Origin of the sequence: Variovorax sp. 3319 (assembly GCF_031456585.1) — a bacterium.
GTDB lineage: Bacteria > Pseudomonadota > Gammaproteobacteria > Burkholderiales > Burkholderiaceae_C > Variovorax > Variovorax paradoxus_P.
The window spans coordinates 295,025-317,918 of the sequence record NZ_JAVDUZ010000006.1 but is presented as its reverse complement, the minus strand read 5'-3'; the positions used below and the strand labels follow the sequence as shown (position 1 = coordinate 317,918).

At 65.8% G+C, this 22,894-nt stretch carries 22 protein-coding genes; 13 read left to right on the top strand and 9 right to left on the bottom strand.

Annotated elements, in window-relative coordinates; translation table 11 throughout:
* Both J2X67_RS14825 and J2X67_RS14820 read left to right on the top strand, forming a co-directional pair.
* On the top strand, window positions 1-564 hold the full coding sequence (locus J2X67_RS14825) for an MgtC/SapB family protein (protein ID WP_309954044.1): 564 nt from the start codon (window positions 1-3) through the stop codon (window positions 562-564).
* A 132-nt stretch (window positions 565-696) separates the two neighbouring features.
* Window positions 697-1,380 (top strand): glutathione S-transferase family protein, encoded by a 684-nt coding sequence (locus J2X67_RS14820; RefSeq protein ID WP_309954043.1) that lies wholly within the window; start codon window positions 697-699, stop codon window positions 1,378-1,380.
* A 20-nt stretch (window positions 1,381-1,400) separates the two neighbouring features.
* Here J2X67_RS14820 and J2X67_RS14815 read toward each other — a convergent pair whose 3' ends face one another.
* A complete protein-coding gene (locus J2X67_RS14815; RefSeq protein ID WP_309954042.1) occupies window positions 1,401-2,126 on the bottom strand; it encodes an OmpW family outer membrane protein in 726 nt (241 codons plus the stop codon).
* Window positions 2,127-2,285: 159 nt separating this feature from the next.
* Between J2X67_RS14815 and J2X67_RS14810 the strand changes: the two genes are divergently transcribed.
* From J2X67_RS14810 to otsA, 4 genes are all read left to right on the top strand, one after another.
* The gene (locus tag J2X67_RS14810) at window positions 2,286-3,548 is read left to right on the top strand and encodes a multifunctional CCA addition/repair protein (protein WP_309954041.1); all 1,263 of its coding nucleotides are present in this window, start codon (window positions 2,286-2,288) and stop codon (window positions 3,546-3,548) included.
* Window positions 3,549-3,674: 126 nt separating this feature from the next.
* On the top strand, window positions 3,675-4,469 hold the full coding sequence (otsB, locus tag J2X67_RS14805) for a trehalose-phosphatase (RefSeq protein WP_409050498.1): 795 nt from the start codon (window positions 3,675-3,677) through the stop codon (window positions 4,467-4,469).
* Complete coding sequence (locus J2X67_RS14800; RefSeq protein WP_309954039.1) at window positions 4,466-6,388, top strand: glycoside hydrolase family 15 protein; 1,923 nt, start codon at window positions 4,466-4,468, stop codon at window positions 6,386-6,388. Before otsB ends, J2X67_RS14800 begins: the two co-directional genes overlap by 4 nt.
* Window positions 6,385-7,770, top strand: a complete 1,386-nt coding sequence (otsA, locus tag J2X67_RS14795) for an alpha,alpha-trehalose-phosphate synthase (UDP-forming) (protein ID WP_309954038.1) — start codon at window positions 6,385-6,387, stop codon at window positions 7,768-7,770. The genes J2X67_RS14800 and otsA overlap by 4 nt, the downstream gene beginning before the upstream one ends.
* Before the next feature lie 15 nt (window positions 7,771-7,785).
* Here the strand turns inward: otsA and J2X67_RS14790 are convergent, their stop codons facing one another.
* Window positions 7,786-8,157 (bottom strand): hypothetical protein, encoded by a 372-nt coding sequence (locus J2X67_RS14790; protein WP_309954037.1) that lies wholly within the window; start codon window positions 8,155-8,157, stop codon window positions 7,786-7,788.
* A gap of 173 nt (window positions 8,158-8,330) precedes the next feature.
* Between J2X67_RS14790 and J2X67_RS14785 the strand changes: the two genes are divergently transcribed.
* Complete coding sequence (locus tag J2X67_RS14785; RefSeq protein ID WP_309954036.1) at window positions 8,331-9,884, top strand: PLP-dependent aminotransferase family protein; 1,554 nt, start codon at window positions 8,331-8,333, stop codon at window positions 9,882-9,884.
* Here the strand turns inward: J2X67_RS14785 and J2X67_RS14780 are convergent.
* From J2X67_RS14780 to hisN, 3 genes are read right to left on the bottom strand one after another with little or no spacing between them, the layout of a single operon-like run.
* Window positions 9,857-10,783, bottom strand: coding sequence for an ROK family protein (locus tag J2X67_RS14780; RefSeq protein ID WP_309954035.1), 927 nt, complete (start codon window positions 10,781-10,783; stop codon window positions 9,857-9,859). The genes J2X67_RS14785 and J2X67_RS14780 overlap by 28 nt on opposite strands.
* 48 nt (window positions 10,784-10,831) lie before the next feature.
* A complete protein-coding gene (locus J2X67_RS14775; RefSeq protein ID WP_309954034.1) occupies window positions 10,832-11,026 on the bottom strand; it encodes a DUF2905 domain-containing protein in 195 nt (64 codons plus the stop codon).
* 9 nt (window positions 11,027-11,035) lie between these two features.
* The gene (hisN, locus tag J2X67_RS14770; protein ID WP_309954033.1) at window positions 11,036-11,812 is read right to left on the bottom strand and encodes a histidinol-phosphatase; all 777 of its coding nucleotides are present in this window, start codon (window positions 11,810-11,812) and stop codon (window positions 11,036-11,038) included.
* A gap of 118 nt (window positions 11,813-11,930) precedes the next feature.
* Here hisN and J2X67_RS14765 point away from each other — a divergent pair, with 118 nt between their 5' ends.
* On the top strand, window positions 11,931-12,326 hold the full coding sequence (locus J2X67_RS14765) for a DUF5329 family protein (RefSeq protein ID WP_309954032.1): 396 nt from the start codon (window positions 11,931-11,933) through the stop codon (window positions 12,324-12,326).
* A gap of 15 nt (window positions 12,327-12,341) precedes the next feature.
* Here J2X67_RS14765 and J2X67_RS14760 read toward each other — a convergent pair whose 3' ends face one another.
* Together J2X67_RS14760 and J2X67_RS14755 are read right to left on the bottom strand one after the other, a co-directional pair.
* Window positions 12,342-13,208, bottom strand: coding sequence for a TauD/TfdA family dioxygenase (locus J2X67_RS14760; RefSeq protein WP_309954031.1), 867 nt, complete (start codon window positions 13,206-13,208; stop codon window positions 12,342-12,344).
* 666 nt (window positions 13,209-13,874) lie between these two features.
* A complete protein-coding gene (locus J2X67_RS14755; protein ID WP_309954030.1) occupies window positions 13,875-14,987 on the bottom strand; it encodes an SAM-dependent methyltransferase in 1,113 nt (370 codons plus the stop codon).
* Between the two features lie 26 nt (window positions 14,988-15,013).
* On the opposite strand from J2X67_RS14755, the gene J2X67_RS14750 reads away from it, so the two are divergent.
* The 5 genes from J2X67_RS14750 to J2X67_RS14730 are packed head-to-tail and all read left to right on the top strand — an operon-like array spanning window position 15,014 to window position 18,503.
* The gene (locus J2X67_RS14750; RefSeq protein ID WP_309954029.1) at window positions 15,014-15,790 is read left to right on the top strand and encodes an SDR family oxidoreductase; all 777 of its coding nucleotides are present in this window, start codon (window positions 15,014-15,016) and stop codon (window positions 15,788-15,790) included.
* Window positions 15,791-15,806: 16 nt separating this feature from the next.
* The gene (locus tag J2X67_RS14745) at window positions 15,807-16,181 is read left to right on the top strand and encodes a dihydroneopterin aldolase (RefSeq protein WP_126747977.1); all 375 of its coding nucleotides are present in this window, start codon (window positions 15,807-15,809) and stop codon (window positions 16,179-16,181) included.
* Window positions 16,182-16,233: 52 nt separating this feature from the next.
* Window positions 16,234-17,166 carry a tRNA 2-thiocytidine(32) synthetase TtcA gene (gene ttcA / locus J2X67_RS14740; RefSeq protein WP_309954028.1) on the top strand — a complete coding sequence of 311 codons (933 nt, stop codon included), beginning with the start codon at window positions 16,234-16,236 and terminating at the stop codon, window positions 17,164-17,166.
* A 46-nt stretch (window positions 17,167-17,212) separates the two neighbouring features.
* The gene (locus tag J2X67_RS14735) at window positions 17,213-17,833 is read left to right on the top strand and encodes a DUF4136 domain-containing protein (RefSeq protein WP_309954027.1); all 621 of its coding nucleotides are present in this window, start codon (window positions 17,213-17,215) and stop codon (window positions 17,831-17,833) included.
* Window positions 17,834-17,855: 22 nt separating this feature from the next.
* Window positions 17,856-18,503, top strand: a complete 648-nt coding sequence (locus J2X67_RS14730) for a histidine phosphatase family protein (RefSeq protein ID WP_309954026.1) — start codon at window positions 17,856-17,858, stop codon at window positions 18,501-18,503.
* Here J2X67_RS14730 and J2X67_RS14725 read toward each other — a convergent pair.
* Window positions 18,500-21,664: an efflux RND transporter permease subunit gene (locus J2X67_RS14725; RefSeq protein WP_309954025.1), complete on the bottom strand. Its 3,165-nt coding sequence runs from the start codon at window positions 21,662-21,664 to the stop codon at window positions 18,500-18,502. The two genes, J2X67_RS14730 and J2X67_RS14725, sit on opposite strands and share 4 nt — an antisense overlap.
* Window positions 21,661-22,878: an efflux RND transporter periplasmic adaptor subunit gene (locus tag J2X67_RS14720; protein ID WP_309954024.1), complete on the bottom strand. Its 1,218-nt coding sequence runs from the start codon at window positions 22,876-22,878 to the stop codon at window positions 21,661-21,663. Before J2X67_RS14720 ends, J2X67_RS14725 begins: the two co-directional genes overlap by 4 nt.
* Window positions 22,879-22,894: the final 16 nt, after the last annotated feature.

Genomic DNA, 22,894 nt, shown 5'->3' with positions numbered 1-22,894 from the left:
ATGAGTTGGGGCGGCCAGGTACTCGACACCGTTGCGGCCGAGTTCTCGGACGTGGGCGACATCGCCCAGCTCACGCGCATCGTGGTTCGCCTGATGCTGGCAGCGGTCATCGGCTTCATGCTCGGCTTCGAACGCGAGCAGCAGGGCAAGGCGGCCGGCGTGCGCACCCACATGCTGGTAGCGATCGGATCGGCGCTGTTCGTGCTCATTCCCCAGCAGACGGGCATCGTTCCGGCCGACATGAGCCGGGTGATTCAGGGCCTGGTGGCGGGCGTGGGCTTTCTCTGCGCCGGCACCATCCTCAAGCAGGGCAAGGACGAGCACCAGGTGCAGGGGCTCACCACCGCCGCGGGCCTGTGGATGACGGCCGCCATTGGCATGGCCTGCGGGCTCGGCCGCGAAGTGACCGCAGTGCTGAGCGCGCTGCTCGCGCTGGCGGTGCTTTCCCTGGTGCCGCGTCTCGTCAACCTGATCGAGCGCCTGGTCGGCCCGCCGCGTGGTGAAGACAAGGACGGCGAAGCCTCCCGCGTGATCGCCTCGCCTGAAGACCCGCCGCAGCGCTGAAGAAAAGAAAAAAAGAAAAGAAGAGCGAGGTGCGCCGAGCGCATCAATTGGCGCGCGCTTCGGCATCAATCTGCAAGCACGGCCGGGCTAGGATTGAAGGTTTACGTTTCACCTGAACCGCAGGATCACACGATGCGCAAGCTCTACATCGGCAACAAGAACTACTCGTCCTGGTCCATGCGCCCCTGGGTGCTCATGAAGCAGGCCGGCATTCCATTCGAAGAAGTTAAGGTGCGCTTCGATTCCTTCGAAGCCAATTCCCAGTTCAAGAAGACCATCAGCACGCTGAATCCCGTTGCCAAGGTGCCGGTGCTGGTCGATGGCGACCTGGTGGTGTGGGACACCCTGGCCATTGCCGAATTCCTGGCCGAGACCTTTCCCGAAAAGCAGCTGTGGCCCCGCGCCGCGGCCGACCGGGCCCGCGCGCGCAGCATCTGCGCCGAAATGCACTCGGGCTTCGGCAACCTTCGCACCCTTTGCGGCATGAACATCGAAGCCTCGCTGGCCGACGTCGGCGCGCAGTTGCTGAAGGACAACCCCGGCCTGCAAGCCGAGGTCGATCGCATCGTGCAGATGTGGACCGACCTGCTCGCCGCCCATGGCGGCCCCATGCTGTTCGGCGAGTTCACCAATGCAGACGCCTACTTTGCGCCCGTGGGCACGCGCATCAAGACCTATGGGTTGCCGGTGCCGCCGGAAATCTCGGCGTACATCGAGCGCGTGCAGGCCCTGCCCGGCATCAAGGCATGGATCGACGATGCCTTGGCCGAGAAGGACTTCCTGCAGTTCGAAGAGCCCTACCGCAAGGGCCGCTGAAGCGCGCTCCGGTCTTTGGCTCAGAAGCGGTAGGTGGCCGACAGGTAGGTCACGATCGGGTTCAGCTTCAGCCGGGCTTCGCTGATTCCCACCGGCACGCCGGTGATGGTCGAGGTCGTGAGCTTGGCCTTCGTCTTGAGCGGAATATAGGAAACCGAGAACGACACGCCCCAGTGCTTGTCGATCTGATAGGCCACGCCCGCATTGAGCACGGGCGCGAACGAGCTGTCGAGCTTGGCCGTGGTCGTGGTGGAGAGCGGCCGCTGGCGCAACTGGCTGCCAAGGGCGCCCTGGAGCTCGGGCGTCAGCTTGACGTCGCTGTACCAGACATACGTGGCGCCAAGGCCCACGAAGGGCCGCCAGGCCGAGTTGCCTTCGTTGAAGTAGTACTTGCCGAGAATGGTGGGGCTCCATTGGCGGGCTTCGCCCAGTTCGCCCAGGCGGCCCAAGGTGCCTGTGCCCTCCAGCTTGAACTTGGGCGGAACGCCGAACACGCCCTCGACGGCCCAGTGGCTGTCGATGAAATACACCGCACTCAAACCCAGGGTGTCCGAATCCTTGACCGCTGCGCCCGAACCGACCAGCACGCTCTGCACAGGCGCCGTCAGCGTCAGGGGCTTGCTCGAATCCTGCGGCGAAAAATGGAGCCAACCCGCGCCCACCACCCAGTCTCCGGCGTTTTGCGCCCACGCACCGCCGGACGCCAGCGCGCCCATGGCGGCCAGCGCAAACATCGTTTTCTTCATCGTTGATTGCTCCTTTTGGTTTAAAAATTCGCAACGAAGGGGGCCTGCTGCAAGCACCGCTCCTTTTGAGGCAAACCGGCGAACGAATGCCGGTTCGCAGGGCAATTATCGAACGACCGTTCTATTTTTATCTCTGAGGGGTATCCCTACACTGGGCGCATGAAAACCTATCTCGTCGGCGGGGCGCTGCGCGACCGGCTGCTCGGACGGCCGGTGTCCGACCACGACTGGCTGGTGGTCGGCGCCACGCCCGAAGAAATGACTGCGCGCGGCTACCTGCCCGTGGGCCGCGACTTTCCGGTGTTCCTGCATCCGCAGACCCGCGAGGAATACGCGCTCGCCCGCACCGAGCGCAAGAGCGCTCCCGGCTACCGCGGCTTCACCGTTCATGCGTCGCCAGACGTCACCCTCGAGCAAGACCTGGCGCGGCGCGACCTCACGGTCAACGCCATTGCAATGCCCGCCGAACTGGTGGACGCGAAGGGCCGCTTCGAGCCCACGCCCGACAAGCTGGAGGACCCGTTCAATGGCCGGCGCGATCTGCAGCAAAAGCTCCTGCGGCACGTGACCGACGCCTTTCGCGAAGATCCGGTACGCATCCTGCGGGTGGCGCGCTTTGCAGCGCGCTTCGACGATTTTTCGGTTGCGCCCGAAACCATGGCCCTGATGCGCGAGATGGTCCAGGCCGGCGAAACCGATGCGCTGGTAGCCGAACGCGTCTGGCAGGAGCTGGCTCGCGGCCTGATGGAAACGCGCCCCTCGCGCATGTTCGACGTGCTGCGGGCCTGCGGCGCGCTGGCCGTGCTGCTGCCCGAGGTCGACAGGCTCTGGGGCGTGCCGCAATCCGCGGAACATCATCCCGAAGTGGACACCGGCGTGCACCTGATGATGGTGGTCGACACCAGCGCCAAGCTGCAGGCGCCGCTGACGGTGCGCTTTGCCTGCCTGATGCATGACCTTGGCAAAGGCACGACCGAACCGGGCCTCCTGCCGCGCCACACCGGCCACGAAAAGCGCAGCGCCGAACTGCTGCACGCCGTTTGCGACCGCTGGCGCGTGCCGGTCGACATCCGCGAGCTGGCCGAAGTGGTGGCGCGCGAGCACGGCAACATCCATGGCAGCAGCGAACTCGACGCGACCGGGCTGGTGCGCCTGCTCGAACGCTGCGATGCGTTTCGCAAGCCCGCGCGCTTTGCCGAGGTACTGCTGGCTTGCGAGTGCGACTCGCGCGGCCGGCTGGGGTTTGAAGACCACCCCTATCCGCAGCGCGAGCGGCTGTTGGCGGTGCACCGCGCCGCAGCAGGCGTGGCAACCGATGCGGTGGCACGCGCGGCGCAGCAGTCGGGCGCCACGGGCCCGCAGATCGGCGAGGCGATCCACCGCGCCCGGGTCGATGCGGTGGCGGTATTGCTGCCACGCTGACGCCCCGCGCCGGTGCGCCGGTGCGCCGGTTGCGCTCAACCGCAGGCGGCACTGCGTCCATGCTGCGGTATTCGTCCGACTTTGACCGACACGGGAATTGCTATGCCCGTGTTATGGTTTTCGGCGATGCCAATGTCCTCCCAAGTGCCCTCCGAATTGCCCCCTCCGTTGGGGCGAGATACCGCTCTTTTTCTAGACTTCGACGGCACGCTGGTCGCACTTGCGCCCACTCCCGAGGCTGTCGAAGTTCCTCCCGCGTTGGTGGCACTGCTCGAGCACCTGCGTGACCAGCTCGGCGGCGCCCTGGCCGTGGTGTCGGGCCGCCAGATCGACGCGATCGACCGTTTTCTGGCGCCGCTGCGGCTGCCTGCAGCGGGCGAACACGGTGTGCAGCGGCGCGACTTCAAGGGCCATATGCAAGAGCAGAACGCCCCCGACCTGGTGCCGATTCTCGAGATTGCCAATGAACTGGCGCGCGTGCACGAAGGCCTGCTGGTCGAACGCAAGCACGCCGCCATCGCCCTGCACTACCGGCTCGCGCCGCAGTTGGAGGCCGTGTGCCGCGACGCGATGACGCGCGCCATTGCGGGCCGTCCGCAGCTTGAGCTGATGCACGGCAAGTTCGTGTTCGAGGTCAAGCCGGCGGGCATCAACAAGGGCATTGCCATCGAGGCCTTCATGAACGAGCCCCCGTTTGCCGGCCGCAAGCCCGTCTTTGCGGGTGACGACACCACCGACGAAAGCGGCTTTGCGGTGGTGCAGCCGCGCGGCGGCATCGGCATCAAGGTGGGCTCGGGGCCAAGCCTGGCGCTGCACCGGCTCGAATCGTCGCGCGCGGTTTATGAATGGCTGGTGCAGTTGCGCGATCAACTGGCCGCATCGGAACACAAGAAAGACGAATCCCCGAGGAGCGCCGGATGAGCGAGCTGCAATTGTCCAAGGCACCCGAAGACCGCGCGGGCAGTTCCCTTTCCGGCGCTGCCGGCCCCGACGACCAGGCGCCGGTCGATCCGCGTGCGGCGGCATCGGCGGTGCCGCGCGGCTTTGGGCCCCCGGCCGATCCTTCGCTCAACGTGGGCGTCATCGGCAACTGCGCCTACAGCGCGCTCATCGACGCACGGGGGCGCGCTGTGTGGTGCTGCCTGCCGCGCTTCGACGGCGACCCGGTATTCAACGCCCTGTTGCACCCGGGTGAGGACGCAGGTGCCTGGGCCATCGAGATCGAAGATTTCGCCTCCAGCAAGCAGTGGTACGAGCCCAATACCGCGGTGCTGCGCACGCAGCTGTTCGACAGCGCGGGCCAGGGCATCGAGATCACCGACTTTGCGCCGCGCTTCTACAGCCGCTCGCGCTACTTTCGGCCCCTGATGATGGTGCGCCGCGTGCGGCCGATTGCCGGTGCGCCGCGCATTCGCATTGCGCTCGATCCGCGCTTTCAGTGGGGAGCATCGGCGCCAGTGGAAGTCACGCGCGGCAGCAACCACATTCGCTATGTGGGGCCGGACGTTACGCTGCGGCTCAACACCGACGCATCCATTTCGCACATTCTTTCGCGCCAGCCCTTCGTGATCTCGCGCGAATACAACTTCATGTTCGGCGTGGATGAAACGCTGCTCGACGGCATTGCCGATACGGCGCGCAGCTTCGAGCAGGAAACTATTGCCTACTGGCGCACCTGGAGCAAGCGCCTGGCCATTCCGTTCGAGTACCAGGACGCGGTGATCCGCGCGGCCATCACGCTCAAGCTCTCGCTCTACGAGGACACCGGCGCCATCGTCGCGGCCATGACCACGAGCATTCCCGAAGCGCCGGGCAGCCAGCGCAACTGGGACTACCGCTACTGCTGGCTGCGCGACGCCTTCTTTGTGGTGCGGGCGCTCAATTCGCTGAGCGAAGTCGGCACCATGGAAGACTACCTGCGCTGGCTCGGCAACGTGGTGATCGGGTCGCACGGCGAGCACATCCAGCCGCTCTACGGCATCGGGCTGGAGCGTGAACTGCCCGAGTCGATGGTCGAAAACCTTCCGGGCTATCGCGGCATGGGCCCGGTGCGCGTCGGCAACCAGGCGCAAGAGCACTTTCAGCACGACGTCTACGGCAACATCGTGCTGGGCGCCGCGCAGGCCTTTCACGACCACCGGCTGCTCGCACGCGCGGGCGTGGCCGAGTTTCCGCACCTGGAGGCGGTGGGCGAGCAGGCGATTCGCGTCTACGGCACGCCCGACGCCGGCATGTGGGAACTGCGCACTCGCGCCCGCGTGCACACCAGCTCGGCACTGATGAGTTGGGCCGCCTGCGACCGGCTGGCCAAGATTGCGCGTGCACTCGAGCTACCCGACCGCGCCGCCTACTGGCACGGCCATGCCGCGCGCATGAAAGAAGAAATACTGGCCAAGTCGTGGTGCGAGGAGCGCCAGGCTTTTGCCGAAAGCTTTGGCGGCCACGAGCTGGACGCCAGCATTCTGCTGATGGTCGAGGTAGGGCTGATCGATGCGCGCGACCCGCGCTTCATCTCGACCGTCGACGCCATGGAAAAGTCGCTTTGCGACGGTCCCTACATGCGCCGCTACGAGGCGGCCGACGACTTCGGCAAGCCGGAGACTGCTTTCAACATCTGCACCTTCTGGCGCATCGATGCGCTCGCCAAGATCGGGCGCAAGGCCGAGGCCCGCCAGATCTTCGAGACCATGCTGGCGGCGCGCAATCCGCTCGGCCTGCTTTCGGAAGACACGCATCCGGTCACGGGCGAGATGTGGGGCAATTTTCCGCAGACGTATTCGATGGTCGGCATCATCAACGCAGCGGTGCGGCTGTCGGCGCCTTGGGATTCGTGCATATGAGTCGACTGATTGTTGTTTCGAACCGCGTGGCGGACCCACGCAAGCCCGCGGCGGGCGGCCTGGCGGTTGCACTCGGTGAAAGCCTTCAGCAAAGCGGCGGCCTCTGGTTCGGCTGGAGCGGCCAGATCGTGGAGGGCGGCCCCACGGGCGAAGGCGAACTGCACATGCAGCACGCCGGCAAGGTCACCCTTGCCACCATCGACCTGAGCCGCGAAGACCACGACAGCTACTACCTGGGCTACAGCAACGACGTGCTGTGGCCGGTGTTCCACAACCGGCTGGACCTGGCTCACTTCGAAGCCGGCTTCATCGGCGGCTACCGGCGCGTGAACCAGCTGTTCGCACGCAAGCTGATGCCGATGCTCAAGCCCGACGACATCATCTGGATTCACGACTACCACCTGATGCCGCTTGCGGCCGAGTTGCGTGCCATGGGCTGCAAGCAGCGCATCGGCTTCTTCCTGCACATTCCGCTGCCGCCGCAGATCATCATTGCGGCCGTTCCGCAGCATGAGTGGCTCATGCGCTCGCTGTTCTCGTACGACCTGATCGGCTTCCAGGCGCAGCAGGACGTGCAGCACTTCGAGCACTACGTGCGCAACGAGGCGCATGGCGAATACCTGGGCAACGACATGTACCGCGCCTACGGGCAGACGGTGCGCTGCAGCGCGTTTCCCATTGGCATCGACGTCGACGAGTTCGCGGCGCTCACGCATGCCAAGGAATCGCGCGACATGTTCGAGACCATGAAGCGCGAGTATTCGCAGCGCCGCCTTCTGCTGGGCATCGACCGGCTGGACTATTCCAAGGGCATTCCGCAACGCGTGCGCGCTTTTCGCGAACTGCTCGCCAACTACCCCGAGAACCGCCGCAGTGCCACGCTGATCCAGATCGCATCGCCCACGCGCGAAACGGTCGATGCGTATGGCGACATCCGCCGCGAACTCGAGTCGCTGTGCGGCGCCATCAACGGCGACTACGGCGAGCTCGACTGGATGCCCGTGCGGTACATCCACCGCATGGTGGCCCGCAAGCGCGTGCCGGGGCTCTGCCGCGCGGCGGCGGTGGGCCTGGTAACACCGCTGCGCGATGGCATGAACCTGGTCGCCAAGGAATACATTGCGGCGCAAGACCCGGCCGACCCCGGCGTGCTGGTGCTCTCGCGCTTTGCCGGTGCGGCCGAGCAGTTGAAGGAAGCGCTGCTGGTGAACCCCTACGACACCCACGGCACCGCCGAGACTGTGCAGCAGGCGCTCCAGATGCCGCTCGAAGAACGCCGTGAGCGGCACCAGAAGCTGCTGTCGCGCATTCGCGAGCAAGACATCCACTGGTGGCGGCGCAGCTTTCTCGATGCACTGCGCGAGGCCGCAAGCCAGCGTTAAAACGAGAACGGCTGGCTAGGTTCCGGTGAGGAGCCTCACCAGCCGCATCACCGGCCGCGTGTCCGCCCACGTTTCCGGCCGCGTTTCCACGGGCCGGGAGGCCGCCGGCGCAACAGCCGCCTGTTGCGGGGCGTGCACGCGCAGCCGCACCGGCGTGAGCGCCGACAGTTCAATCCAGCCGCCGCGCTCCAGGCGATGCACGTCGCCATCGTTCAGCACCGTCTTCACCGTAAACACCGTGTCGCCGAACCATGAGGGCGGCGACACGAGCTGTGCGCAGCCCTCCAGCATTTCGAGCCAGCTGGCGGGGTCGAGCGAGGTGCGCAAGGCCTGCCCCGGGTGCAGCGTGACGGTATCGGGCAGTCGGTCGAGGGTAACGGGGGACATGGCGTGGCTTCCGGAGTTGGTGTGGTCATCGTAGGAATTAACGCCTGCTGAAAACAGGCACACGCCAAGGCGATTCGCACCGGAACAGCAGTTGCCCCTGCGCATCTGTTATGGTCGTTTTCCTTCGCATCTGCATCTGTTTTGAGATGCCCGATAGGGGGAGCATCAACGCCATGGATTCGCTACCGCTCTACCGCCAGCTCGCAGCACACTACGTGGACGCAATCCACACCGGCTCGCTCAAGCAGGGCGACAAGCTGCCGTCGCTGCGCAGCCTCATGCGCCTGCACGACATCAGCCTTTCGACCGCGCTGCAGCTGTGCCGCACCATGGAGAGCGATGGATGGGTCGAGGCGCGCGACCGCTCGGGCTACTTCGTGCGCCGGCCCAAGCGGCTGGCCATTGCGCCCATGGAGGAGCCCGCGGCCGGGGTGCCGCCCGATCCGGCGCAGTACGTGGGCATTCATGCCAAGGTTTCCGATTTCGTGGCCCGCCGCCGGCAGATCCCTGAAAAGCTCAACCTCTCGATTGCGCGCGGCGCACCCGAGCTGTACCCCGCCGAGGCGCTGCGCAATGCAATGACGCGCATGCTGCGCCAGCAACCGGAGCTGCTGACGGTCGCGGCGCAGCTGAAGGGGCAGCGCCAGTTCCGCGAAGTGCTCGCCCAGCGCAGCCTGCGCGTGGGCATGGCCATTTCGCCCGAAGACATCCTGGTGACCAACGGCTGCATCGAGGCGCTGAACCTCGCGTTGCGTGCGGTGGCGCAGCCGGGCGACACCGTGGCGGTGGAGTCACCCACTTTCTATGGGCTGCTGCAGGTGCTCGAGAGCCTGGGCATGCGCGCGCTCGAAATCCCGACCAGCCCGCAAACCGGCATTTCCATAGAGGCGCTGGAGCTCGCAATCAGCACCTACGACAACATCAAGGCCGTGGTGGTGGTGCCGCACCTGCAGAACCCGCTAGGCAGTGTGATGCCCGACGCCCACAAGGCGCGGCTCGCGCAGTTGTGCGAGCGGCACGCCATTCCGCTGATCGAGGACGACACCTACAGCGAGCTCGTCGACGCCCCGACGCCGCCGCGCGCGCTCAAGTCGTGGGACACCAGCGGCAACGTGATCCATTGCGCCTCGCTGCACAAGATCCTCGCGCCCGGCCTTCGGCTGGGCTGGATCACGGCGGGGCGCTGGCAGGCGCGGGTCGAAATGCTCAAGTTTGCGCAAACGCGCAACAACGAAGGGCTTTCGCAAAGCGCGGCCGGCCTGTTCATGGGCACCGGCGCCTACGACCGCCACCTGCGGCACCTGCGCACTTGCCTGAAGGCGCAGCGCGAGCAGACGGCCGATGCCATTGCCAGCTACTTTCCCGCGGGCACGCGCATCAACCTGCCGCCCGGCGGATTGCAGCTGTGGGTCGAGCTGCCGGAGCGCCTTTGTTCGTCCCGGGTTTTCGACGCGGCGCTTGCGGAACGGATCGTGGTGGCGCCCGGCACGCTGTTCTCGAACTCGTCGCGGTTCGACCATTACCTGCGCATCAACTGCGGCTGGCCCTATGGCGAGGCGATCGATGCCGGGCTGCGCCGCCTGGGGCAGATCATCGAAACGCTGGGCCGCGGCGCCAGCGCGATGGAAAAGGCCCAGCCGGCCGGGCACAGCATGCCGGCGGCGCCGGCACATGCCCGCCCGGCCGAGGTGCGCCGGCTTCAGTCGAGCAGTGCCAGGGCGGCGTAGTCGCCAACCTTCTCGCCGAGCCCCGCGGGCACCAGCATCACGCCGCGCGTTAGCGGCGGCAGCTTGCCGTCGATCTGCGCCTGCAGGCGCGGCAGCAGAAAGTCGCGGTGATGCCAGAACACGCTGCCGCCCAGGCTGATGCGCTGCAGATCGAGCGTGGCCACCAGGTTGTAGAGCATGCGGCCGATGACTCGGCACAGCGCATCGACGATCTCGCTGGCGTGCGGCTCGCCCGCCGAAGCAGCGGCGAACAGGTCGGGCGCAGGCTGCCCGAAACGGCGCGCAATGGAGTTGCCCGCCACCAGCGCCTCCACGTCGCCAAGATTGCCGCAGCCGCAAAGCGCGCCGCTTGCGTCGTCGACCACGAAGCTGTGGCCCGCGTGGCCGGCGTTGCCGTTCTTGCCACGCAGAGGACGGCCGTCGACGCACAGGCCCACGCCCACGCCGGTGCTCCAGGTGACGTAGGCGCAGTGGTCCAGGCCCTTCAGCGCGCCCCAGTGGCGCTCGGCCTCGAGGGCCGCCACGGCGTCGTTCTCGACCCGCACGCTGCCGAAGCGCTTGGCCAGCGGTGCCTCGATGAGCGCGGTCATCCAGTTGTTTGGCAAGCCGCGCGCCGGGCCGGCAATGCCGCCGCAGATATTGGGCGTGGCCAGTTCGACCAAGCCGTCGCGCAGCTCGAAAGGCCCCGCCGATGACACGCCGACGCGGTCGATGGCGGTGGAGGCAATGCCCTGCTCGGCGCAAATCTCTTCGATCATCCGGATGATCTGCACGGCCACGGCATCGTTGTCGCCGGTCTTGGCCGTCGGTTCGCTGCGGCGGCCGATCAGCGGCGCATCGCTCGATGCGGAAAGGCTCACGGCCACCTTGGTGCCGCCGATGTCAACGCAGGCTCTCATCGCGTGGTTCTTCTCTTTCTTTTCGGTTCTTGGGTTTCTCCGGCTGCGCTAGATCAGGCGAGCAACCAGCGCGGCAATCATGCTGAGCACCAGCGTGCTGGAGATGGGCAATTGCCACTCCCGGCCGAAAGCGCGGAATTCGAAGTCGCCAGGCAATCGCCCAAAACCGAACCGGCGCAGCCAGGCCGTGAGGCCGCTCATGAGCACCAGAGCCAGGACAACGACGATCAGCCAGCGGATCATGGGGACAGTCTAGGCCGCAAGGGCACCCATGGCTTGTCGGTGAAGTTCGGGCGTTGCGGCCGCGATGACCCTGCCGTCGGACTCCAGCCCCAGCGGTCGGCCCTGCCAGTCGGTGATGACGCCGCCCGCAGCCTCGATCACACCCGCCGGGCCCAGGTAGTCGTAGGGCTGCAGCCCGGTTTCCACCACCAGATCGATGGTGCCACCCGCCAGTTGTGCATAGCCGTAGCAGTCGCCGCCAAAACGGCGCATTGCGCATTGGCGGCTGAGCCGGTCGAAGGCCTGCCAGTCGGCCGGCGCAAAGATGTCGGGCGAGGTGGTGACGATGCGCGCCTTGGCCACGTCAATGCAGCCGCTGGCATGCACCGGTTGGCCGTCGCGCGTCGCGCCCTTGCCGGCCTGGCCGATCCAGCGCTCCTTCAATACCGGCATGTCGATCATGCCCAGCGCCACGCGCCCGCCTTGCAGCACGCCGATCAGCGTGCCCCAGAGCGGTGAACCCGTAATGAAGCTGCGCGTGCCGTCGATCGGGTCGAGCACCCAGACGCGCTCGGCGTCGAGCCGCTCCAGGCCGTGTTCTTCGCCATAGATGCCATCCGCTGGCGCACGGGCGCCAAGAATCTCGCGCATGGCCGTTTCGGCGGCGCGGTCTGCGAGCGTGACGGGGCTTTCGTCCGCCTTGGTGATGATGTCGAGCGGCGTGCGGAAATAGCGCATCGATTGCGCGGCGGCTGCATCGGCCAGCGCATTGGCAATCGACAGGAGATCGGGGGTCGGGGAGCTCATGAGGGAAGTGACGCGTGCCAAAACTGCGATTAGACCCGAGCCGGGGCCGGTTTGACACGCCAGGGGTTGGCGGCCTAGCATGGTCCGCAACTACCCGCCTTGACCACCGGACCACTGCATGGCCCCCATTCGATTCTTGCGCGCCGCATTGCTGGCGCTTCTGTTCGGCTCCATGGCCGTGCTGGCCCAGGCCGCCCCTTCCGCGTCGGAGCAGAAGCTCATCGACACGCTGATCCAGCGCGTCTCGCAGATGAAGACCGTCACCTTCATGCGCAACGGCAAGGAACACGATGCAGACGACGCCGCCAAGCACATGCAGGCCAAGTTCGATCACTTCAAAGACGAGATCGCCACGGCGGAAGACTTCATCGACCGCTGCGCCTCCCGCTCTGAAATGACGGGCAAGGCCTACCAGGTCAAGATGCCGAATGGTTCGCTGAAGGACGCCAACGAGTTCCTGAAAGCCGAGCTGCGCACGCTGCGCAAGGGCCCTGCCAGGACGGGCACCGGCTGATCCGGCGGCGCGCCGTCAGAAAGGCGTGTCGCCCACGATGGTGGTGCGATTGAGGCGCCGCCGCAGGTGGTCGGGCGTGCCGGCCGCAAGGTGCATGAGCGATCGGTTGTCCCAGAACACCAGGTCGTACGGCGCCCATTGGTGGCGGTACACGAACTCGGGCTTCACGCTGTGCGCGAACAGTTCGGCCAGCAACGCATCGCTTTCTTCCTGCGGCAGGCCGACGATGCGCGTCGTGAAATGCTCGCTGACGAACAGCGCCTTGCGACCCGTTTCCGGGTGCGTGCGCACCACCGGCTGCACCGCGGGGGCCACCTGGTCGATCTGTGCCTGCGAGAGCTTGGGCCGCCATGGGTTTTTGGCGCGCAGCTCTTCGTATTTTGCGAGATAGCTGTGCTCGGCCTTGAGCGGGAGGATGCGCTGCTGCAGCTGCGGACTTAGAGCTTCCCATGCGAGGTGCTGGTCGGCAAAGAGCGTGTCGCCGCCTTCGCTCGGCAGCTCTTGCGCATGCAGCAGGGAGCCGAGGCTCGGCTGGGGCTTGTACGAAATGTCCGAGTGCCAGTAGGCGCCCGCGTCGCCCAGGCCGATGGGTTCGCCGTTTTCCTTGATGTTGGAGACGATCAGGATCTCGGGGTGGTTCTTCAGGTGGAACTGGTGGAGCACGTGGATTTCCAGCGGGCCGAAACGGCGGCTGAAATCGATGTGCTCTTGAGGGGTGATTTGTTGGTTGCGGAAGACCAGGACGTGGTGGTCGAGGTGCGCTTGGTGGATGCGCTTGAAGTCTTCGTTGTCGATGGGCTTTGAGATGTCCAGGCCGATGATTTCGGCGCCTACGGGGGCGTTGAAGGGGCGGACTTCGAAGTGCTGTGAGGCGGGGGTCATTTCGCCAATGTAGGCGTGAAGGGGTGTTTGTTCAACGAACTCTTTGTTGGTAACTTATTTATGGTTTTTTTGAGTTCCGGGGCCGGGTTTCGCCCCGGCGGGCGACTCACTTTCTTTGCTTCGCCAAAGAAAGTAAGCAAAGAAAGGCGACCCCTACTGTCTGCGTCCCTTCGCTGCGCTACGGGCAACCTGCGGTGCTCGACTCCGGCGGGGGTCCGCAGAACTCGCTTCGCTCAAACAGCTGCGGCCCTGATCCCGCCTCCATCTGCGCTCCTCGGCGCATACAGAAGGGGCTGGGAGCGGGCAGCCTTCGCTCTCGCTCGGCCCCAAGTCCAACAGCCAACGCCAACCACTGCGGCGCGCAGCCGCAGTGGCCTGTTGGCCGAGCGAAGCAAAGGCCCGGATGGGCTGCACTCCCCTCTGTATGCGCCGAGGAGCGGAGGGTTTCGCGGATCAGGGCCGCAGCTGTTTGAGCGAAGCGAGTTCTGCGGACCCCGCGAAACCTGAGCACCGCAGGTTGCCCCGTAGCGTAGCGCAGGGGTCGCAGACAGTGGGGTCGCCTTTTCTTTGCTTACTTTCTTTTGGCGAAGCAAAAGAAAGTGAGTCCGCCGCCGGGCGGAATCCCGGCCCCGGAACCCAAACCAAGCCAGCAGCAGCTTCAAAGACTCAGAGCGTATGACTCCGATCCCCCTCCCCAAACCCCATCGCCTCCCAGGCCTCCCCCACAGCAAACCCCACAACCTTGAACAGCTCCCCCATCTCATGCTCATGAATGAGCCGAGCCGCCATTCCCCTCTCCGCAGCAGAGCCCTGCTCCATCCTCGCCAGCAACCCGCAGTTCAGTAGAAACCGGGCCTGGCTGGTATAGCCCAGCACTTCGAGCCCCGCTTCTTGCCCCGCAAGCGCGATGCCCGTGAAGTTGACGTGCGCGGTGATGTCCTTGTAGCCCACGTCGGACAGCGGATCGCCATCGGCCTGGTGCGCGCGGTGGCACATCACGGTTCCCATGTGGCGCTGCGGGTGGTAGTACTCGCGCTCCGGAAAACCGTAGTCGATAAAAAAGGCCGCGCCCTTGGTCAGGCGGTCTGCCAGGGTCGCCACAAAAGCCTCGGCCTGGGGATGGATTTCGGTCAGGTAGTCGTGCTCGCCGGGCACCTCCAGCGGCGGCCGCAACGCGGTGGTGCGGTCGGCCCAGGTCCAGCCCGTGCCTTGCGCATTGCGCACGATGCCGCGCTCGAACCACCGGCCGCCCACGCGCGTCAGCAATTGCACCGGCATTGCATCGAGCACCTCGTTGCCAATCACCACGCCTTGCATCGACTCCGGCAACTCGCCCAGCCAATCGACGCGGTCCGCATAGCGCACAAGCGCCTGTTGCTGGCGTTCGCGCAAAGTGCCCGAAAGATCGACGATGCGATAGCGCACGTCGCTGCGGCCGATTTCGTCCAATGCGTGCAGCAACTGCACGGCCAGGGCGCCGGAGCCGGCGCCGAATTCCCAGACCGTGTCGGTGCCGGTCTTCTGCAGCGCCTCGGCCACCTGCGCGGCAAGCGCCTGGCCGAACATGGGTGTGAGTTCGGGGGCGGTCACAAAGTCGCTGCCCGAGGACGGCATGTGGCCGAACTTGGCCGAGGTGTTGGCGTAGTAGCCCAACCCCGGGGCATACAGGGCCAGCGCCATGAAGCGGTCGAACCCGATCCAGCCACCGGCGCGCTCCACGGCGCGGGCGATCAGGGTGTCGAGGGCGATGGGTAAACTGTTCGTCGTCTTTGTCGTCACCCCCCGATTCTCCCTTCTCTGCCCGCATGAGCACAGCACCGCTTTCCTCAGGCCCCCGCACCGTCCTTGTCACGGGTGCGGGCCGCCGGCTGGGCCGCGAGATTGCGCTGGCGCTTGCTGCGGGGGGCTGGCAGGTGGCGGTGCACTACCGCAGCTCACGCGCGGAGGCCGAGCAAACGTCCGCCGAATGCGCGGGCCTTTCGGGCAACTCGGCGGTTTTCGAAGCCGACCTGCTCGACGAGGGCGCCACCCGTGCCCTGCTGCCGCGCGTGGCGGCACATTTCGGCGGGGTCGATGCGGTGGTCCACAGCGCGGCGCTCTTCGAACATGACGACGCCGCCAGCTTCAGCTATGCGCTCATGGAGCGCCATGCCCGCAGCAACACGGGCGCGGCCATTCTGCTGGCGCAGGCGCTACGCGACCACCTGGCGCTGCGAGACGCGCAAGGTGCGGTGGTGCATATGCTCGACCAGAAGCTCTGGAATCCCAACCCCGACTTTCTGAGCTACACGCTTTCCAAGGCCGCGCTGGAGGCCGCCACGCCCATGCTGGCGCTGGCGCTTGCACCGCGGGTGCGAGTGGTCGGCGTGGCACCCGGCCTCACGCTTTCGAGCCACATGCTGGACGACGAAAAGTTTGCGCAACTGCACAAGCTGTCGCCGCTGGGCCGCTCGTCCACGCCGGCCGATGTGGTGGCCACGGTGAAATTTGCGCTGGAAAACAACTCGATCACCGGCACCACGCTGCTGGTGGACGGCGGCCAGCACCTGATGAGATTCGAGCGCGATTTCTCGCTCATGTGAGCACCCGGAAAACACCATGTCCTCCATACCGCACGGCCACCAGACACTCACCCTCCAGGGGCTGCGCTTCGACGCCAACCTTGGCATCCTCGAGCAGGAAAAACGGGCACCCCAGCCGATCCTGGTCGACGCCGAGCTCAACCTCGGCCCGCAGCCGCTGCTGCCGCAGGACGACGACATCTTTCATGTGCTCGACTACCGCAAGGTGCGCCGCATCATCATCGACGAGTGCACCGCCGAGCATGTGAACCTGCTCGAAAGCCTCATTGGCAAGCTCGCGCAGCGGCTGCTGCAGCTGCCCGGGGTGCGGGGCGTGCGGGTGAAGATTGCCAAGCTCGAAATCTTCGACGACTGCGAGGTGGCTATCCGCATCGAAGCCGGGGAATGGTGATCCAAGGCAAAATCGGGGGTCTTCCCCTCGTTTTGACTGAAGTAGCCCACCAATGAACGCCGTCTGGATCGACGAGGCGCCCGTCGCCGGCGCCGCCGCCACCAATTCCCTGAAGATCGAGCGCGAAACGCACAAGCTCGAAAAGCGCCTGTGCCGCGAGGTGGGGCGCGCCATCGTCGACTACAACATGATCGAAGAGGGCGACAAGGTCATGGTGTGCGTGTCGGGCGGGAAGGACAGCTACGCCATGCTGGACATCCTGCTCAAGCTCAAGGCCCGCGCGCCGATTCACTTCGACATCGTCGCGGTGAACCTCGACCAGAAGCAGCCCGGCTTTCCGGAAGAAGTGCTGCCCAAGTACCTGAGCGAGCTTGGCGTGGACTTTCACATCGAGAACCAGGACACCTACAGCATCGTCAAGCGCGTGATTCCTGAAGGCAAGACCACCTGCGGGCTGTGCAGCCGCCTGCGGCGCGGCATTTTGTACCGCGTGGCGGACGAGCTCGGCGCCACCAAGGTGGCACTGGGGCACCACCGCGACGACATGCTGCAGACCTTCTTTCTCAACATGTTTTTTGCGGGCAAGCTCAAGAGCATGCCGCCCAAGCTGGTGAGCGACGACGGCAAGCACATCGTCATTCGGCCGCTCGCCTACGTGGCCGAGAAAGACCTGGTGCGCTGGGCGCAGCACCGCGAATTTCCGATCATTCCGTGCACCCTGTGCGGCAGCCAGGAAAACCTGCAACGCAAGCAGGTCGGCGAAATGCTGCGTGAATGGGACAAGAAGCACCCAGGCCGGGTGGAGAACATGTTTACCGCGCTGCAGAACGTGGTGCCTTCGCACCTGCTGGACGGAACGCGGCACGACTTCAAGGGTCTGAAGGCGACGGGCGTGGCCGACGAAGACGGCGACAAGGCGTTCGACGCGCCCTCCTTCGACTTGCTCTCCCAGGCACCCGCAGCCCTTCGCATTCTTCAGGGCTGACCCGGCAACCCAGGGGAATTTTGGGCCGCGGAGCCCGGAGACCCTCATGAAACGTGCGTTCTTTGCTCTCTTTTTAGCAGCAACACTGAGCGGCTGCGCCACCTCCTGGGTGGTCGACAGCGATGTGAAGAGCTTTTCCTCGATTGGCGCGGTGCCATCCGGCGCAACCTACCGCTTCGAGCGCCTGCCGTCGCAGCAGGCCGACGCCGCCCGGCAGGAGTCGCTGGAGGCAATGGCTGCGGCGGCTCTCGAAAAAGTGGGCTTGCGCCGCGACGATGCCCGCCCGACCTACAGCGCGCAGATTGGCGCGCGCGTCACGCTCGGGCTTTCGCCCTGGGCCGACCCGTGGCTCTTCGATGGCCCATGGGGATATGGCGGCTACGGTTATCACGGCTATGCACGCCGCTGGTACGGCGGGGGCTGGTACGGCGGCCCGGGTTTCATGCCACCGGCTGCCAACCCCTGGTACGAGCGCGAGGTGAGCATCGTGCTGCGCGACATCGGCTCGAACCGGGTGGTCTATGAAACGCGGGCCCGCAACGACGGACCGTACAACGCGAGCGCGGCCATCCTGCCCGTGATGTTCGATGCCGCGCTGCAGGGATTTCCGAACCCGCCGCAGGGCGAGCGCCGGGTGAATATCGAGTTGCGGCCAGCCAGGAAATAGCGCGCTTCTAGAATCCCGCCGGATGGAAGAAATTACCCGCCTGATTGCCGTTCGCCATGGCGAAACCGCCTGGAATGTCGATACGCGCATCCAGGGCCAGCTCGACATCGGGCTCAACGCCACCGGCTTGTGGCAGGCCAAGCGCGTGGGGCAGGCGCTGGCCGACGAAGACATCGGCGTGATCTATGCAAGCGACTTGTCGCGCGCCTGGCAGACCGCGCAGGAAATCGCAAAACCCCACGGGCTCACCGTGCTGCCCGAGCCGGGCCTGCGCGAACGCGCCTTCGGCCGGTTCGAGGGCATGAGCTTTGCCGAAATAGAGGCAACGCTCCCTGAGCAGGCCAGGCGCTGGCGCGAGCGCGATCCCGAGTTCGAGCCTGAAGGCGGCGAAAGCCTGCTGGTTTTTCGCGACCGCGTGACGCGCATTGCATCGGCACTTGCCGCGCGCCATCCGGGCCAGCTGGTCACGCTGGTGGCGCATGGCGGAGTGATGGACGTGCTCTACCGCGCCGCCACCCGGCAGGAGCTGCAGGCGCCGCGCACCTGGCAGCTCGGCAATGCGGCCATCAACCGCATGCTCTGGACACCGGAGGGCTTCAGCCTGGTCGGCTGGAGCGACACCGCCCACCTGGCAGCGGACGACGACGTTCTGGACGAAACGACAACCTAGGCGTGCGACGCGGTCGTGTGCGCCGCGGCGGCCTCGGCCTTTGCCTCGCCCGGCAGCTCGACCATTGGCCCGGTGCCGCTGTAGCGGTCGAGCGCCAGGTAGATCGCAGGGGTGATGTAGAGCGTGATCACCTGCGAGAAGATCAGCCCGCCCACCACGGCCACGCCGAGCGGCTGGCGCAACTCGGCGCCGGCACCCAGCCCCAGCGCCAGCGGCAGCGCGCCCATCAGTGCTGCCAGCGTGGTCATGAGAATGGGTCGGAAGCGCAGCCGGCAGGCTTCGCGGATGGCGTCGACCGGCTTCATGCCTTCGGTGCGCTGGGCGTCGAGTGCAAAGTCGATCATCATGATCGCGTTCTTCTTGACGATGCCGATCAAGAGCAGGATGCCGATGGTCGCGATCAGCGTCAGGTCGAAGCCGAATATCTTCAGCGAGATCAACGCGCCCACGGCCGCGGACGGTAGCCCGGCCAGGATGGTCAGCGGGTGGATGTAGCTTTCGTACAGCACGCCCAGCAGCACGTAGATGACCAGCACGGCCAGCACCAGCAGCACGGCCTGGCTCGATTGCGAACTCTGGAACACCGCCGCATCGCCGCCATAGGTGGTGATGATCGACTGCGGCATCTTCAGCTCTTCCTTGAACTGGTCGATCTTCGCAGTTGCGTTGCCCAGCGGCACGTCAGGCGCAAGGTTGAACGACACGGTCACCGCCTGCAGTTGGCCCTGGTGGTTGACCGAGGTCGGACCCACCGTGCGCTTGACGGTTGAAAAGGCCGATAGCGGCACCAGCCGGCCCGTGGTGCTGCGCACCGAGAGGCGCGAAACATCGTCTTCGAACTGCCGGTCGCTGTCCGCGGCCGAAAGAATCACCTGGTAGGTGTTGCTCGCGCCGTAGATGCTGCCGATCTGCCGGTCGCCATAGGCGTTGTAGAGCGCCAGGCGCAGGTCGCCCACTGCAACGCCGAGCACGCCGGCCTTGTCGCGATCGATTTCGAGCGTGGCCTGCAGGCCGCGATTCTGCGAGTCGCTGGTCACGTCGCGGAAGACCGGGTCGGCGCGCATGCGCTCCATGAGCCGCGTGGACCATGGCACCATTTCGCCAGCGTTCACGCTTTGCAGCGTGTACTGGAAGCGCGCCTTGCTCTGGCGGCCGCCCAGGCGCAGGTTTTGCACCGGCTGCATGTAGACCGCAATGCCCGGAATCTCACGGAAGCGCTGGCGCAGCGATTCGAGCACCTTGGCCATCTTGGGGCGCTCGCTGCGCGGCTTGAGCACGGCAAAAAGACGGCCGGAGTTCTGGGTGGCGGTCGGGCCGCCGACGCCGACGAACGAGCTCACGTAGGCAACGCTGGGGTCGGCCTGGAGCGAAGCGGCCACGCGCTCTTGCAGCGCGTTCATGGCGGTGAATGAAATGTCCTCGGCCGCTTCGGTGGTGATCTGGATCTGCCCGATGTCTTCTTCGGGAAAGAACCCCTTCGGGATGGAAATGAACAACCAGGCCGTGACAACGAAGGTGGCGCCGGCCATCAGCAGCATCAGCGTGCGATGGCCGAGTGTCCAGTCGAGCGTTCGCATGTAGGTGCCGTGCACCCAGCGGTAGCCGCGCTCGAAGGCACGGCCGATGGCGGTGCCGGGTTCCGGATGCTCTTCTTCGTGGTCGATGGCGCCTTCAGGGCGCGGCACATGCTTGAGCAGCCGGCTCGCGAGCATTGGCACCAGCGTGAGCGACACCACGGCCGACACCAGCACGGCCAGGGCCACCACCACCGCGAACTCGTGGAACAGCAGGCCGATCACGCCGGGCATGAAGAAGATGGGAATGAACACCGCCACCAGCGAGATCGAGATCGAGATGATGGTGAAGCCCACTTCGCGCGCCCCGCGTTGCGCCGCCGCGAACGGTTCCATGCCTTTTTCGACGTAGCGCATGATGTTTTCGAGCACCACGATGGCGTCGTCCACCACCAGGCCCACCGCCAGCGTGATGCCGAGCAGGGACACGTTGTCCAGGCTGTAGCCGAAGGCGTAGAGCAGGGCCACCGCACCAATCAGCGAAATGGGAATGGTGGCCGCCGGAATGAGCGTGGCCACCAGCCGGTGCAGGAACAGGAAGATCACCAGCACCACGAGCGCAATGGTGCCCAGCAGCGTGAGCTGCACGTCGTGCACCGCCTCGCGGATGGACAGCGAGCGGTCGTTCACCATGTGGATCTCGACCGATTGCGGCAGCTCTGCCTTGAAGCGCGGTATGAGCGCGCGCACCGCGTCCACCACCTCCACCGTGTTGGCGTTGGGCTGGCGCTGCACGGCCAGCGATATGGAGCTCTGGCCGTTGAAGCTGCTGGCGGTCTTGACCGACTCGAAGCTGTCTTCAATGGTGGCCACCTCGTCGAGCCGAACCGGCGCACCATTGCGCTGCCCGATGATGAGCTTGGCAAAGTCTTCTGCCTTGGTGAGCTGCCGGTTGGCCTGGATGGTGAGCGTTTGGCGCGGGCCGTCGAGCGTGCCGACCGGCGTGTTGGCATTGGCCGAATTCACCGCCCTGGCAAGCTCGTCGAGCGTGATGTTGCGCGCGTTGAGCAAGTCGGCATTGGCCTTGATGCGCACCGCGAATGCCTTGCGGCCGTACACGGCCACCTGCGCCACGCCATCGATGGTGGAAAGCGTGGGCGAGATCAGGTTCTCGGCGTAGTCGTTGAGCTCCGACGGGTTCATCGACGGCGAAATGAGCGCGATGAACAGCACCGGCGCATCGGCCGGGTTCACCTTGCGGTACGAAGGCAACTGTGTCAGCTCTTGCGGCAGCTGGCGCTGGGCGCGCAGCAATGCAGCTTGCACGTCGACGGCGGCGGCATCGATGTCGCGGCTGCTCACGAACTCGAGCGTGATCGAGCTCACGCCCTGCGTGTTGACCGAGCTGATGGTCTGCAGGCCCGGAATGGTCGAGAACTGCTTTTCGAGCGGCAGCGCGACCGACGAAGCCATGGTGTCCGGGCTTGCGCCGGGCAACTGGGCGTTGACGTTGATGACCGGGGTGTTGTAGCTCGGCAGCGCGGCCACCGGAATGCTGAGATACGCAAAGATACCCGCCACCACCACGGCGGCCGACAAAAGCACCGTCATGGCGGGACGACGGATGCACAGCTCCGAGATGTTCATGCGCGTTCCCGCGGGGTCTTGGTGTCCGACGAGGCCGCACTGCCGGGCGTAACTCCGGTCGTGCCTGCCGGCGCGGCCTTTGCGTCGATGCGGACCTTGCCGCCCGGGCGCACGTTCTGGCTGCCCTCGATGACCACCTGCTCACCGGGCTCTACACCGTTCACAGCGGCCTTCGTTCCGAAGGTATAGAGCACCTGGACCTTGCGGCGGGCGGCAACGCCTGCCTTGTCGACCACGTAGAGCGAAGCACCGTCCGTCAGCATCATGAGCGCCGCGGCAGGCACCACCGTGGCGCCGGCCAGCGTGCGCACGGTGATGCGCGTGCCGACGAATTGGCCGGGCCACAGGCTTTGATCGGCGTTGTCGAACACTGCCTTTGCGCGCACGGTGCCGATCTGGGGATCGACCGTGTTGTCGACGAAGTTGAGCACGCCGCTCAGTGGCTCGCGGCGCCCGGTAACAAGGGCCTCGACCCTGGCCCGGCTGCGCGCGGCGGCAAGCAAGTCTTGCAGATTGGCCTCGGGCACGGGGAAGCTCACCGCAATGGGATCGAGCTGCGTGATGGTGACCAGCGAGAGCGTGGGCTGCACCAGCGTGCCGGGATAGATGTTGACGGCGCCGATACGCCCCGCAATGGGCGCGCGCAGCGTGGCATAGCCGAGCGCCACTTGCGCCGACTGTACTGCGGCGCGGTCGGCGGCCACGGCGGCGCGTTGCGCCTCGAGTTGCGACAGCGTGGCGTCGCTGGCGCTCTTGGAAATGAAGTTTTGCGCCAGCAGTTCCTGGCTGCGCTTGTATTGGCGCTCCAGGTCGGCCAGGGTGGCCTCGTCGCGCTTTTGCTGCGCGCGGGCGCGGGCCAGGTTGGCCTGGTCGTTGCGGTCGTCCAGCGTAAAGAGCAACTGGCCTTCCTTGACGAACTGTCCTTCCTTTACGTGCACGGCCGCCACAGTGTTGGTTACCTGTGGCCGAAGGTCGACGCTGTTGAGCGATACCACGCTGCCGTTGACCTGCACCGTGACCGGCACGTCCTGCCGCACGGCGGTTGCGAGCGTCACAAGCGCGGCCGGCGCCCCGTCGGCAGGTGCTGAGCCCTTGGCGCCCGCGGCGGGCTTGGCATTGCCCCCGGCAAGCCGATCGCCGGATCCGCTCCACCACCATCCTGCGGCGGCTACGATCAACACACCTGCAAGGGCGAAGACGAGTTTTTTCTTCATGGATTTTTTGTGCACT

What these genes read in the sequence shown, in the direction of transcription:
- J2X67_RS14825 (WP_309954044.1), top strand. Translation starts at nt 1, where the DNA reads ATGAGTTGGGGCGGCCAGGTACTCGACACCGTTGCGGCCGAGTTCTCG.
- J2X67_RS14820 (WP_309954043.1), top strand. Translation starts at nt 697, where the DNA reads ATGCGCAAGCTCTACATCGGCAACAAGAACTACTCGTCCTGGTCCATG.
- J2X67_RS14815 (WP_309954042.1), bottom strand. Translation starts at nt 2,126, where the DNA reads ATGAAGAAAACGATGTTTGCGCTGGCCGCCATGGGCGCGCTGGCGTCC.
- J2X67_RS14810 (WP_309954041.1), top strand. Translation starts at nt 2,286, where the DNA reads ATGAAAACCTATCTCGTCGGCGGGGCGCTGCGCGACCGGCTGCTCGGA.
- otsB (WP_409050498.1), top strand. Translation starts at nt 3,675, where the DNA reads ATGCCAATGTCCTCCCAAGTGCCCTCCGAATTGCCCCCTCCGTTGGGG.
- J2X67_RS14800 (WP_309954039.1), top strand. Translation starts at nt 4,466, where the DNA reads ATGAGCGAGCTGCAATTGTCCAAGGCACCCGAAGACCGCGCGGGCAGT.
- otsA (WP_309954038.1), top strand. Translation starts at nt 6,385, where the DNA reads ATGAGTCGACTGATTGTTGTTTCGAACCGCGTGGCGGACCCACGCAAG.
- J2X67_RS14790 (WP_309954037.1), bottom strand. Translation starts at nt 8,157, where the DNA reads ATGTCCCCCGTTACCCTCGACCGACTGCCCGATACCGTCACGCTGCAC.
- J2X67_RS14785 (WP_309954036.1), top strand. Translation starts at nt 8,331, where the DNA reads ATGGATTCGCTACCGCTCTACCGCCAGCTCGCAGCACACTACGTGGAC.
- J2X67_RS14780 (WP_309954035.1), bottom strand. Translation starts at nt 10,783, where the DNA reads ATGAGAGCCTGCGTTGACATCGGCGGCACCAAGGTGGCCGTGAGCCTT.
- J2X67_RS14775 (WP_309954034.1), bottom strand. Translation starts at nt 11,026, where the DNA reads ATGATCCGCTGGCTGATCGTCGTTGTCCTGGCTCTGGTGCTCATGAGC.
- hisN (WP_309954033.1), bottom strand. Translation starts at nt 11,812, where the DNA reads ATGAGCTCCCCGACCCCCGATCTCCTGTCGATTGCCAATGCGCTGGCC.
- J2X67_RS14765 (WP_309954032.1), top strand. Translation starts at nt 11,931, where the DNA reads ATGGCCCCCATTCGATTCTTGCGCGCCGCATTGCTGGCGCTTCTGTTC.
- J2X67_RS14760 (WP_309954031.1), bottom strand. Translation starts at nt 13,208, where the DNA reads ATGACCCCCGCCTCACAGCACTTCGAAGTCCGCCCCTTCAACGCCCCC.
- J2X67_RS14750 (WP_309954029.1), top strand. Translation starts at nt 15,014, where the DNA reads ATGAGCACAGCACCGCTTTCCTCAGGCCCCCGCACCGTCCTTGTCACG.
- J2X67_RS14745 (WP_126747977.1), top strand. Translation starts at nt 15,807, where the DNA reads ATGTCCTCCATACCGCACGGCCACCAGACACTCACCCTCCAGGGGCTG.
- ttcA (WP_309954028.1), top strand. Translation starts at nt 16,234, where the DNA reads ATGAACGCCGTCTGGATCGACGAGGCGCCCGTCGCCGGCGCCGCCGCC.
- J2X67_RS14735 (WP_309954027.1), top strand. Translation starts at nt 17,213, where the DNA reads ATGAAACGTGCGTTCTTTGCTCTCTTTTTAGCAGCAACACTGAGCGGC.
- J2X67_RS14730 (WP_309954026.1), top strand. Translation starts at nt 17,856, where the DNA reads ATGGAAGAAATTACCCGCCTGATTGCCGTTCGCCATGGCGAAACCGCC.
- J2X67_RS14725 (WP_309954025.1), bottom strand. Translation starts at nt 21,664, where the DNA reads ATGAACATCTCGGAGCTGTGCATCCGTCGTCCCGCCATGACGGTGCTT.
- J2X67_RS14720 (WP_309954024.1), bottom strand. Translation starts at nt 22,878, where the DNA reads ATGAAGAAAAAACTCGTCTTCGCCCTTGCAGGTGTGTTGATCGTAGCC.